The 11393-nt window shown below is 65.9% G+C and carries 14 protein-coding genes; 4 read left to right on the top strand and 10 right to left on the bottom strand.

The window, feature by feature from the left end; translation table 11 throughout:
• From mtnA to KBY70_RS11225, 4 genes are all read right to left on the bottom strand, one after another.
• Window positions 1-1113, bottom strand: coding sequence for an S-methyl-5-thioribose-1-phosphate isomerase (mtnA, locus tag KBY70_RS11240; RefSeq protein WP_094561171.1), 1113 nt, complete (start codon window positions 1111-1113; stop codon window positions 1-3).
• Window positions 1114-1324: 211 nt separating this feature from the next.
• Window positions 1325-1708 carry a HEPN domain-containing protein gene (locus KBY70_RS11235; protein WP_094561135.1) on the bottom strand — a complete coding sequence of 128 codons (384 nt, stop codon included), beginning with the start codon at window positions 1706-1708 and terminating at the stop codon, window positions 1325-1327.
• Window positions 1701-2045, bottom strand: coding sequence for a nucleotidyltransferase domain-containing protein (locus KBY70_RS11230; RefSeq protein WP_094561133.1), 345 nt, complete (start codon window positions 2043-2045; stop codon window positions 1701-1703). Before KBY70_RS11230 ends, KBY70_RS11235 begins: the two co-directional genes overlap by 8 nt.
• A gap of 37 nt (window positions 2046-2082) precedes the next feature.
• Window positions 2083-2625, bottom strand: coding sequence for a DUF1543 domain-containing protein (locus KBY70_RS11225; protein ID WP_094561131.1), 543 nt, complete (start codon window positions 2623-2625; stop codon window positions 2083-2085).
• Window positions 2626-2660: 35 nt separating this feature from the next.
• Here KBY70_RS11225 and KBY70_RS11220 point away from each other — a divergent pair, with 35 nt between their 5' ends.
• On the top strand, window positions 2661-3362 hold the full coding sequence (locus tag KBY70_RS11220) for a class I SAM-dependent methyltransferase (protein ID WP_094561130.1): 702 nt from the start codon (window positions 2661-2663) through the stop codon (window positions 3360-3362).
• Here KBY70_RS11220 and KBY70_RS11215 read toward each other — a convergent pair whose 3' ends face one another.
• From KBY70_RS11215 to KBY70_RS11195, 5 genes are all read right to left on the bottom strand, one after another.
• On the bottom strand, window positions 3363-4661 hold the full coding sequence (locus tag KBY70_RS11215; RefSeq protein WP_254988552.1) for a SufS family cysteine desulfurase: 1299 nt from the start codon (window positions 4659-4661) through the stop codon (window positions 3363-3365).
• Window positions 4658-5770 (bottom strand): SufD family Fe-S cluster assembly protein, encoded by a 1113-nt coding sequence (locus KBY70_RS11210; RefSeq protein WP_094561126.1) that lies wholly within the window; start codon window positions 5768-5770, stop codon window positions 4658-4660. The genes KBY70_RS11215 and KBY70_RS11210 overlap by 4 nt, the downstream gene beginning before the upstream one ends.
• Window positions 5770-6573: a Fe-S cluster assembly ATPase SufC gene (gene sufC, locus KBY70_RS11205; RefSeq protein WP_094561124.1), complete on the bottom strand. Its 804-nt coding sequence runs from the start codon at window positions 6571-6573 to the stop codon at window positions 5770-5772. Before sufC ends, KBY70_RS11210 begins: the two co-directional genes overlap by 1 nt.
• 78 nt (window positions 6574-6651) lie before the next feature.
• Window positions 6652-8091: a Fe-S cluster assembly protein SufB gene (sufB, locus tag KBY70_RS11200; protein ID WP_254988551.1), complete on the bottom strand. Its 1440-nt coding sequence runs from the start codon at window positions 8089-8091 to the stop codon at window positions 6652-6654.
• Window positions 8092-8106: 15 nt separating this feature from the next.
• Window positions 8107-8460 (bottom strand): ferredoxin-thioredoxin reductase catalytic domain-containing protein, encoded by a 354-nt coding sequence (locus tag KBY70_RS11195; RefSeq protein ID WP_094561120.1) that lies wholly within the window; start codon window positions 8458-8460, stop codon window positions 8107-8109.
• A gap of 222 nt (window positions 8461-8682) precedes the next feature.
• On the opposite strand from KBY70_RS11195, the gene sufR reads away from it, so the two are divergent.
• The gene (gene sufR / locus KBY70_RS11190; protein ID WP_254988550.1) at window positions 8683-9354 is read left to right on the top strand and encodes an iron-sulfur cluster biosynthesis transcriptional regulator SufR; all 672 of its coding nucleotides are present in this window, start codon (window positions 8683-8685) and stop codon (window positions 9352-9354) included.
• Entirely contained in the window at window positions 9344-9757 is a 414-nt protein-coding gene (locus tag KBY70_RS11185; protein ID WP_233128655.1) for a hypothetical protein, read from the top strand. The genes sufR and KBY70_RS11185 overlap by 11 nt, the downstream gene beginning before the upstream one ends.
• Here the strand turns inward: KBY70_RS11185 and KBY70_RS11180 are convergent.
• Entirely contained in the window at window positions 9754-10635 is an 882-nt protein-coding gene (locus tag KBY70_RS11180) for an EamA family transporter (RefSeq protein ID WP_254988549.1), read from the bottom strand. The two genes, KBY70_RS11185 and KBY70_RS11180, sit on opposite strands and share 4 nt — an antisense overlap.
• 50 nt (window positions 10636-10685) lie before the next feature.
• On the opposite strand from KBY70_RS11180, the gene KBY70_RS11175 reads away from it, so the two are divergent.
• Window positions 10686-11303: a phycobiliprotein lyase gene (locus tag KBY70_RS11175; RefSeq protein WP_254988548.1), complete on the top strand. Its 618-nt coding sequence runs from the start codon at window positions 10686-10688 to the stop codon at window positions 11301-11303.
• Window positions 11304-11393: the final 90 nt, after the last annotated feature.

Genomic DNA, 11393 nt, shown 5'->3' with positions numbered 1-11393 from the left:
TCAGCCACGGCCGTAGAGCTCCCGTAGCCCCGCCTCACTGGCCTCGGCCACACCCCGCTCGGTGATCAGGCCTGTCACCAACCGAGCGGGGGTCACATCGAAGGCCGGGTTGAAGCCAGGGCTGCCATTGGGGCTCAGCTGCACCTGGGCGATCTCCCCGGCGGCGGAGCCGGTGCTGATGCGGCCCTGGATCTGGGTCACCTCCTCGGCGTTGCGGGCCTCGATCGGGATCTCGGCCACGCCGTCATCGATCGTCCAGTCAATGGTGGAGGCGGGCAGGGCCACGTAAAAGGGCACACCGTTGTCGTAGGCGGCGAGGGCCTTGAGGTAGGTGCCGATCTTGTTGCACACGTCGCCGCGGCGGGTGGTGCGGTCGGTGCCCACGATCACCGCATCCACCTGGCCGTGCTGCATCAGGTGACCGCCGGCGTTGTCGACGATCACGGTGTGGGGCACGCCCTCCTTGCCCAGCTCAAAGGCCGTAAGGCTGGCGCCCTGGTTGCGGGGGCGGGTCTCATCGACCCACACGTGGATGTTGAGCCCAGCGCGGTGGGCCTTGTAGATGGGAGCCAAGGCCGTGCCCCAGTCCACCGTCGCCAGCCAGCCGGCATTGCAGTGGGTGAGCACCTGGAGCGTGGCGCCGGGCTTGCGGGCCGCCAGCTGCTGGACGATGGCCAGGCCGTGATCGCCGATGGCCTCGCACATCGCCACGTCTTCATCGGCGATCGCCGCGGCCTCCGCCTTGGCCGCCTCGGCCCGCTCGGCCGGCGGCAATGGCTGCACCTTGGCCCGCACCCGCTCCAACGCCCAGCGCAGGTTGATCGCCGTGGGCCGCGTGGCATTGAGCTGCTCAAACGCCGCCGCCAGCGCGGCGTCGCTCGGATCCAGCTGCAGGGCCAGCATCAACCCGTAGGCACCAGTCACGCCAATAAGAGGCGCCCCACGCACCACCATCGTGCGGATCGCCTCGGCCGCCTCCTGGCAGCTGCGCAGGCTGCGCGTTGTGAACTGGTGCGGCAGCAGCGTCTGATCGATCACGCCCACCGCGTCGCCCCCTGGGCCGCCATCAGGCTCAAGCCAGATCGTGCGCCAGGGCTTGCCATCGATGTTCATGGGGCGCGTGTGCCAGGTGATCTGATCATCCCTGGAGAAGCGCAGGCGGCCCAACACGATCCAAGGTTGAAGCCTCTGGAAATCTGTACAACTTGTACAGATTTCCAGAGCGTGCTGCACACACCCAGGCGCCCCCATACCGCCCGCTCAAATCAGCTGATAGCCAAACCAATCCGGCACCTGGCTCTGACTGAGACCCTCGGGGTGGGGCTCAGGACACGGAGCAGCGACCCTTGATCTCCTCCAGAAGACGCTCCACCAGGGCAAAGCACACCGACCAATCCAGCTCTTCAATCACCAATTCATCGTCGTAGCGCAGCTGCACCGCAAAGAAATTCAACTCGGTGAGCCCCTCGTAAGCGGCCGGTGTCTCGCCCAACTCCTGCAAAAGATTCAGCAGAGCACCCAGATCGTGGGTGAAGGGAGCCACTCCGCCAGCAGCTTGGATCCAGGCCTTCAAAGCCTTTTCCGCTGCCCGCTGGAGCAGAAAACCAATGCTGCTACTGCGGAATCCAGAAAGCTCCCGCATCCGCCGAGCCTCCTGCAGGTCGGCCCGCGCGATGCGCCAGTAGCGGCTGGCATCGGCGTCAGCCATTCAGCAAAATTCCCTCGCGGCAAGCCACCGTGCTCACCGCTTGGTGACAGGAGCGGCGGGCCTCCACCTCACTCTGGGAATAGAGCAACAGATCGAGGGGCAGGCGATAGCTGGAGAGCTGCCGGCTCAACCGACCGAGCACCTGCAGCCGATTGTGCTGCGCCAACCAGGCATCCGGCACGGTGATCAACAGGTCGGCATCGGAATCAGGGCGCGCCTGACCACGAGCCCGAGAGCCAAACAGACGCACCTCCGCCTGGGGGATTTCAGCTCGAATGGCCAAAGCGATCGATGCAATCCGCGGATCCACGCTCGATGTGACGGTGCCGACTGCCATCTGAACAGTCTGAGGCAAAAGGACAGCTGCAGCCAACTCAGATCGGCCGGTAGCCAAACCAATCCGGAACCTGGCTCTGGCTGAGGCCCTCGGGGTGGGGCTCCAGCTGCACGTGCCAGCGCTCACCCCCCAGCAGCTCCAGCTGCTCGATCGCCAGGCAATCGTCCACCGCGGCCAGATCGTCCTTGTGCTGCTGCAGCGCGCCCCGCAGCCATTGCCGCTTGGCCGCCGCCTTGGCCGCCTGGAGCGAACGGGCCACCACCAGGCCGAAGTGGTGCAGCTCGGCGAGGCAATCGGGGCGGTAGGCGCCCAGGTTCACAAACCAGAGCCGCTCGAGCCGGGGCGCGGGCGGCTCGCGCCCCAGACGCACCGCCCAGCCATCCACCGCCCGCACCGCCAGATACGCATCGAGGTGCAGGCCCTCACGCCTCCCGAACCACTGCCGCCGCAGCTCCGGCATCGCCGCCTCAATCGTGGCCCCTGCCACAAAGCGCACGTCGTGGAGCTCGATGTGGCAGCCAGGCGCGCGGCCGCCCAACACCACCATCCACAGCTGCGGGATCACCGGGTTATTCGCCATCCATCTCGGGCCCGGGGCTCGATCAGGATGGCGCCATGGACTTCTTTTCGCAGCAGTGGGCCACCTACCGGGCGGTGGTGAGCCACGACCTGATGGAGCACCGGGCCGTGGCGCACGCCACAGCCAACGCCCTCGAGGGCTGGCTGGCCCAGCGTCCCGTCGCTGCGCCCCCGCCGGCGATGGTGGATCTGGGCTGCGGCGATCTGGCCCAGCTGGCGCCCGTGCTCAGGCGCCTGCCCCTGGGCGGCTACACCGGCCTGGATCTCACCGCCGCCGTGCTGCCCCTGGCCGAGACGGCCCTGGGCCCCATGCCCTATCCCTGCGCCTGGCAGGAGGGCAACCTGCTGGCCTGGAGCCAATCGGAGGCTCCTCCAGTCGACATCCTTCATTCGGCCTTTGCCATCCATCACCTCAGCGACGCCGAGAAGACCACGTTTCTGCAGGGGGCACGCCAGCGCATCGCCGCCGATGGGCTGCTGCTCTGGGCTGATGTGTTCCGCGAGCCGGGCGAAACCCTGGAGGCCTACCAGCAGCGCTACAGCGCGCGGATCCGACAGGGCTGGGCGGCGCTAACCGCGGAGCAGCAGAGCCAGGTAATCGAGCACCTCAGCAGCTTCGACATCCCGGCCGAGCGGGGCGCCATCGAAACGGTGGCCCAGGAGACAGGCTGGCAGTGGCAGTGGGCCTGGCAGGGCCAGCACCGGGCCGAAGCCCTGGCGGTGCTGACGCCGCTCTAATTAGCTGTGCTCGCGCAGAAAGGCGATCGTGCCTTCGAGCTCCTCGGCGAAACGGTCGATCTCCTCGGGGGTAGTGGTGAAGCTGAGGCTGGCGCGAGCCGAGCCGGGGATGCCGTAGAGCCGGTGCAGGGGCTGGGTGCAGTGGTGACCACTGCGAATGCAGATCCCGGCCGAGTCCAACAGGGCGGCGATGTCGTTGGCGTGCAGCCCATCGACGGTGAAGGCCGCCAGTGCGCCGCGATCAGGCTGCTGCTCCGGCGAAGGACCCAGGATCCGCACCCCCTCGATCGCCCGCAGCCGATCGAACAGCTGGCGGGTGAGCACCTGCTCCCAGGCGTGGATGCGCGCCAAGCCCAGGCCGTTGAGGTAGTCGAGGGCGGCGCCCATGCCGATCGCTTCACCGATGGCCGGCGTGCCCGCCTCAAACTTGTGGGGCAGCTCCGCCCAGCTGCTGTGATCGAGATACACGTCTTGGATCATCTCGCCGCCGCCCAGGAAGGGCGGCATCCCCTCGAGCAACGCCTCCCGGGCCCAGAGGAACCCCATGCCCGTGGGGCCGCAGAGCTTGTGGGAGCTGGCCACCAGAAAATCGCAGCCCAGCTGGGCCACATTCACCGGCAGGTGGGGCAGGCTCTGGCAGGCATCCACCAGCACCAGGGCGCCGGCGGCATGGGCCAGGGCGACGATCTCCTCGATCGGGTTGAGGCAGCCGAGGGTGTTGCTCACCTGCACCAGGCTCACCAACTTGGTGCGCTCGGTGATCTGGCGGCGCAGATCCTCCAGATCCAGCTCGCCGCTCGCAGTAAGCCCCGCGTGACGGAGCACGCAGCCGGTGCGCGCCGCCAGCAGCTGCCAGGGCACCAGGTTGGAGTGGTGCTCCATCACCGTGAGCAGCACCTCATCACCGGGGCCGAGGTTGGCCTCACCCCAGCTTCGGGCCACCAGGTTGATCGCCTCACTGGCGTTGCGGGTGAACACGATCTCCCGCGGGCTGGCCGCCCCCACAAACGCGGCCGCCTTGGCGCGGGCACCCTCGAAGCCCTCGGTGGCCCGGGCGCTGAGCTGGTGGGCGCCGCGGTGCACGTTGGCGTTGTCGTGGTCGTAGTAGTGCTGCAGGGCTGCCAGCACCTGACGGGGCTTCTGGCTGGTGGCGGCGTGATCCAGGTAGATCAGCGGCTGGCCCAGGCAGGCCGTTTGCGCCAGCAGGGGAAAGTCGGGCCGGGTGAGGGCCGCGAGGTTGCCGGCAGATGGGTTGGACGGGTGCAGGTCGGATTGCACCGGGGAGGCGGTCATGGTCATGGACGCTCCCGAAGCAGCAGCTGCAGGGGATTCAGGGCCGCCGCAGCCGCCGGCAGCTCCCGCAGCACCTCCTCGCAGTAGCCCCGCAGCAGCAGTTTGGAGGCCTGATCGGCGCCGATGCCACGGCTCTGCAGATAGAAAAGCTCGTTCTGCTGCAGCCGGCTCACGGTGGCACCGTGGGCGCACTTCACGTCGTCGGCAACGATTTCCAGCTCGGGCTTGGTGTCCACCCGGGCCCGATCCGAGAGCAGCAGGGTGCGGCTGAGCTGGGCGGCGTTGGTCTGCTGGGCCTTGCGGGGCACCTGGACAGCGCCATTGAACACGCTGCGTCCAGCCCCATCGGCCACCACCTTGTGGAGCTGGTCGAGCTCGCCATCGGGACCCTCAAATCGCACGTGGCTGTGGGTGTCCGCCAGGTCTTGGCCGTCCACCAGCTGCAGGGCCCGCAGACGGGTGTGGGCTGCCCCTGCCACCTGACAGATGCGAGGCTCCAGGCGGCTCAGGGCCCAACCGCCCACGGCCGTGGTGAGCTGCAGGGCACTGGCAGGAGCCTGGCTAATGGCCAGATGACTGAGCAAGCTGGCGCGGCAATCGCCCGGGGCCAGCACCCCCAGATGCAGCCGGGCGCCATGGCCGAGTTGGGCCACGGTCAGCTGGCTGGTGGCATTGGCAGCATTGGAGCTGTGGTGTTGCAGCAGCTCCAGGCTGGCCCCGTCCTCCAGGATCAGCAGCAGTTGCAGGGCCAACAGGCCCGGAGCAGTTCCGGCATCGATGCTGAGTTGCAACGGCCCCGCCGCCCCGCTCACCCGCAACGCCAGGCAACGGGGCGAAGCGCCCTGATTGAGTTGCACCGGCCAAGCAGCTGAGCTGCCGGTGGCTTGCAGCACCTGGCTGCGCAGCTGCTGCGCTTCAGAGGGCTCGAGGCGAGTGATCCCATCGGGGAGCGCAGCAAGGGCAAAGGGATCCGGGCCAGTCCAGGGCTCTGGAGCCACGCTTTGCAGCGGCGCCAGATCGGTGAAGCGCCAATCCTCATGGCGGCGACCCGGCAGCGGTGAACCGGCCAATGCGGCCAACCACTCAGCGGTTGCCGGTAGCGCAACGGCAGGCATCAGGCCACCTCCACCGTCTCGGGCTCCAGGCGGGCGAGTTCCAGGTCCACCCAGTCGTACCCGGTGCGCTCCAACTCCAGCGCCAGCTCCTTGCCACCCGTGCGCAGGATCCGGCCAGCAGCCATCACATGCACGTAGTCGGGGGTGATCAGATCCAGAAGCCTTTGGTAGTGGGTGATCAGCAGGGTGGCGTTTTCGGGTCCGGCCAGTTGGTTGACACCATCGGCAACGATGCGCAGCGCGTCGATGTCGAGACCGGAATCGGTCTCATCGAGGATGGCCACCAGGGGCTCCAACAGGGCCATTTGCAGGATCTCGTTGCGCTTCTTCTCGCCGCCAGAAAAGCCTTCGTTGACACTGCGCCCGAGGAAGGCCGGATCCATCTGCACCACCTTGAGCCGCTCGTGCACCAGGTCCTCAAAGGCGAAGGTATCGAGCTCCTCATCACCCCGCTCGGCGCGGCGGGAATTGGTGGCCACCCGCAGAAATTCCAGATTGCTGACTCCAGGAATCTCCACCGGATACTGAAACCCCAGGAACAGACCGATCCGGGCCCGCTGCTCGGGATCCAGCTCGAGCAGATCGGCCCCGCGGTAGTTCACCGATCCAGCCGTGACGGTGTAGGCGGGATGGCCGGCCAGCACCTTAGACAGGGTGCTCTTGCCACTGCCGTTGCGCCCCATCACGGCATGAATTTCACCAGCCCGAATCGACAGATTGACCCCCTTGAGGATGGGTTGATCCTCCACAGAAGCGTGGAGATCGCAAATGTCCAGCAACAGTGGGGCGTCGGGGCGAATCACAGCAGAAAAATCAAATGGAAAAGATCGGAAGCGGACTCAAAAACAGCTAAGTAGAACAAATTAGGGGATTCTGGCTAGTCACCCCACCGATCCCTCGAGTTTGAGAGCCAGCAACTTGTCGGCTTCGGCGGCAAACTCCATCGGCAGCTGATTGAACACATCGCGGCAGAAGCCGCTCACCATCATCGAAACCGCTTCTTCAAAGCCGATCCCCCGGCTTTGGAGATAGAAAAGCTGATCGGCGGAGATGCGGCAGGTGCTGGCCTCATGCTCAACCACCGCATCGGGTTGCTGGGAGCGGATGTAGGGGTAGGTGTTGGCGGCCGCCTGATCGCCGATCAGCATCGAGTCGCACTGGCTGTAATTCTTCGCTCCCAGAGCCTTTGGGCCAATCTGCACCAAGCCGCGATAGCTGTTGGAGGAGTGGCCAGCGCTGATTCCCTTGCTCACGATCGTGGAGCGGGTGCGGGGCCCCACATGAATCATTTTGGTGCCGGTATCCGCCTGCTGATGATTGTTGGTGAGGGCGACGGAATAAAACTCGCCCACCGAATCAGCACCCTGCAGTACACAGCTGGGATACTTCCAGGTAATGGCTGAACCCGTTTCCACCTGGGTCCAGCTGATGCGGCTGCGCGCACCGCGGCACTGACCACGCTTGGTCACGAAGTTGTAGATACCACCCACACCATTTTCATCACCGGCATACCAGTTCTGCACGGTCGAATACTTGATAGAAGCATCATCCAGTACCACCAACTCCACCACGGCGGCATGGAGCTGATTGGTATCAAACATGGGAGCGGTGCAACCTTCGAGGTAGCTCACCGAGGCCCCCTCTTCAGCCACGATCAATGTGCGCTCAAACTGACCCGTGTCAGCGGAGTTGATGCGGAAATAGGTTGAAAGCTCCATCGGGCACTCGACGCCCTTCGGAATAAACACGAAGGACCCATCACTGAAGACAGCGGAATTGAGGGCCGCAAAGTAGTTGTCATTGCTGGGCACTACCGTACCCAGATAGGCCTCGATCAGCTCAGGATGCTCCTTCACAGCTTCGCTGATGGAGCAAAAGATCACCCCATGCTCCGCCAGCTTCTCCTTGTAGGTGGTGGCGATCGAGACGCTATCGAACACCGCGTCAACAGCCACGTTGGAGAGACGCTTCTGCTCGCTCAGTGGGATCCCGAGCTTATCGAAGGTTTCCAGCAGTTTGGGATCCACCTCATCGAGGCTTGCCTTTTTCTCCTGTTGCTTGGGAGCCGCGTAATAGATGATATTCTGATAGTCAATCGGCGGATATCCCAAAGCCGCCCAATCGGGCTCGGCCGTCTGCAGCCAGTGGCGATAGGCCCGCAGCCGAAATTGCAACAGAAAATCAGGCTCGTCTTTTTTCGACGAGATCAGCCGCACCACGTCCTCACTGAGGCCCTTGGCGATCTTTTCAGTTTCAATGTCTGTCACGAAGCCGTGTTTATACGGCTGCGAAACAAGATCGCCAACGGTTGCGGTACTCATGGCAATTCAGCCGAATCAGCCGGCAGTAAGGGCTTTCACGTCGTCAAGAGAAATCGTCTGCTGCTCACCGCGGAACGGATTGTCTTCTGTGAGAAACAGCATGCAGTGGCACTCCTTGCGCTCCCGCATCGGCACACAGGGGCAGTTCCAAAAGGCCTGGGAGACCTCGGCTTCTTTGTCTTCGTAGTGACGGCAGGGGCAGAGAGCCCCACCGAGCTCGTCCTTGTGCTTGGCGAGGCCTGCCAGCACGACCGCGGTGACACCGGGATCGCTGCAAAAATAGGTGCCCGTGCGCTGAGCGTAAGTTTCGGCAAACTTCCCAATCACCTCGAGGCTGTCGGAGGTCGGGCTGGCCGCGGCGTCGGACATGGCTCGGAGGGGGTGATGGTCAGATCGCACTGGAAGGAACAGGACCGCGCAGTGCAACGGCCAGGATCACAGAATCCCAGTTACGAAACTTTTTGGTTTCGTTTCCTATCGAGCTTAGAGCACCAGCGATGGGCCTTGGGGCTCGACCAGAAACCTCATTGTGCCGGGCCGACCCCCAACCGCCGGCCAGGCGTGGCATCGTGATGTAGTTCGGCGTCGGCCATGAGTGCCACACCCCAGATCTCCCGCCAACATGCCGACCCGGCGTCCACCCGGGAAGCGGTGTTCGGCATGTTGTTGCGGCAGGGCGAGGCGACCGCCGGCGAATTGGCTGAATACCAGTCGGTGTCAGTTCAGGTGATGCGCCGCCATCTGCGCAGCCTGGAAGATGAAGGTTTTGTGGAAGCCAGTCCGGCTTCCGAGGGTCCCGGTCGACCCAGCAATCGCTGGCGCCTTACGGCCAAGGGACAGGGGCACTTTCCCGATGGCAGCGATCACTTCGCCCTGGGCCTGCTGCAGTCGTTGGCCGGCAGCCTGTCCTCCGAAACCCTGCAGGAGCTCCTCAATCAGCAGGCTCTCCAGCAAGCGGGCGTGTATCGGGGCCAAATCGGCGAGGGGGAGCTGCAACAACGGCTCGAGCGGCTGGTGGAACTGCGCCGTCAGGCGGGATACATGGCCGAATGCGCCCAGGATCCCGACGACGACCAGGCCTGGGTGGTCAGCGAATTCCACTGCTCGGTGATGCGCATTGCCGAGCAGTTCCCCTGCGTTTGCGATCAAGAGCTGCAACTGATCCGCCACACCTTTCCCGATTGCCAGGTGGAGCGGGTCCAATGGCGCCTGGAAAAGGGCCACTCCTGCGGCTTCCGCCTCATTCAGGGCCGTGACGCCTGAGCCGGACGGGCCTGCCGCCAACAGCCCGCTGACCCTGGCCGAACTGGCGGAGCTAGAGGCCACCCTGCTGCCGGCACTCGAGCGTCACCACCTCAGGCTCCTGGCCCATGGCCTGCGCACGCTGCAGGCCATCTCCCGTTCAACGGCAGCATCCCTTGAGCCCGGCCCCCTGCCGGATCGTGCAGCTATCGGCGCCTGGGTACGGCAACAACCCCCAATCGCCGACGACGCCGCATTCCAGGCGGCCTTGGTTGAGCAACTGGTGGCAACGGGCGGTCAACTGGAGCACGTCGCCGGCACGCTGGGCCGGGCGCCGCTGGCCCTGGAGCTGGCTGACCTGAGCACCTGGGCCACACGCCAGGCCGATCGACGCCTGGGCCAGGGCGAGACCAGCCGGGGCTAGGGCAGCGCCACCAGCACCACACCCAGCACCGCCAGCAGGGCGGCCAGCACCCCTGGTGCCCCGGGGCGATCCCCCTCCAGGGGCGCCAGGGGCACCGCCATTACCGGGGCGGTGGCCAGCAGGGCCACGGCCAGCCCGCCGGGAAGTCGGGCCAGGGCCAGCTGCTGCAGACCGATGCCCGCACTGGTGCCCAGCAGGGTGGCCGCCAGCACCAGGAGCCAACGCCGGCCCGGCGGCCTGGGTCGAGGCCGGCGCAGATGGGTCATCAGCCTGCCCAACAGGGGCAGCAGCACCAGCGTGGCGGCCAGCAGCCGCAGGGTGGCGGCATGCCAGGGATCGAGGCCCGATGTGCGCAGGGCGGCACGGGCCAACAGGGCACCAGCACCGCCACACAACAGGGCCGCCAGAGCCAGCACCACCCCCAGGCGCTGGTGAGCCTCCAGACCACCCCCCGCCTCGGCCATCGGCCGCTGCCGGGCCACCACCACCACCGCCAGGCTGATCAGGGCAATCCCCAGCCACTGGCGCGGCCCAGGCCACTCGGCCAGCAGCAGGCAACCGGCCGCGGCCGTCACCGCCGGCCCGCCGGCATCAAAGGTGAGGGTGCGGCGGGTGCCGAGCCGTCGCAAGGCGGCGAAGTAGAAGCTGTCCCCCAGGGCAATGCCCAGCACCCCGCTGAGCAGAAGCAGGCCGGTGGGCCCAAGCGGCAGGGCCTGGGTGCTCCCCAGCAGCAGCGGCAGCTGCAGCGCCAGGGCAATCAGGTTTTTGAGCAGATTCAGCTCGGCCGGACCCAGCGACGTCGGCAGCCGACGCCACAAACCACTGGCCAGGGTCCAGAAGAGGGCGGCGGCCAGGGCAGCAGCCACACCGATCGCCACCGCCGCTCCCCACCACTCCTTGCGATCATCGCCACAGCCACTGCACCCCCGTGGACGACATCCGCCCCGCCTCGATCGCCGATGCCCTCAGCTTTTTCCGGCTGAGCTGCGGCCGCTGGCGCTCCCAGCGCAGCAGCCACCACCTGCTGCACCGGCGAGCTGAGGCGGGAGGCTCCTTCATTGAGGTGGTGGAAATCGCCGCAACCGACCCCCGCCTGATCGCCATCGCCGAGCTCCACGGCGAAAATCCCGCTGGCCTCGTTGGGGGCTGCCGGGTGACCTGGAACGCCTCAATGGCGTGGGATAAGGCAGGAGAAGCCCACGAGGGGGAAAGCGTTTTCGGCTTGATCCCCACCGATGAGCTCGGCCGGTCCGGTCTGCTGCTGCGCGACCGTGGTTACGCCGAAACCGCCCCCGTGGCAGGTCATTTCGCCATGGACGAGCGCGACGGTCTACTGCTCACCACCGGCTACGAAACCATGGCCAGCCTGGAGCGATTCAGCTTTGCCGGCCCCAATGTGCGTCTGCGCACCAGCACGGTGGAGGGCCTCTCCAATACGGCGTCCTTCTGCGTCGAGACACGGCTGCTAGACAGCCCGGAGCCTGGGGCCAAAACCCCTGCCCAAGAGCCCGTCTCCGAGCAGCCCCTGTCTCCCCTGGGATGGTGACGAACGTTACGGACTGTGAGCCCTGTCTCGGCCAGCCGAACCCGGCCGCGGCTGCACTTCTACGATCAGCAACGACGGATGATGAAGTTG

The sequence above is a fragment of the Cyanobium sp. ATX 6E8 genome (assembly GCF_024346335.1).
Lineage (GTDB): Bacteria > Cyanobacteriota > Cyanobacteriia > PCC-6307 > Cyanobiaceae > Cyanobium_A.
This window is presented reverse-complemented; position numbering and strand designations above follow the sequence as displayed.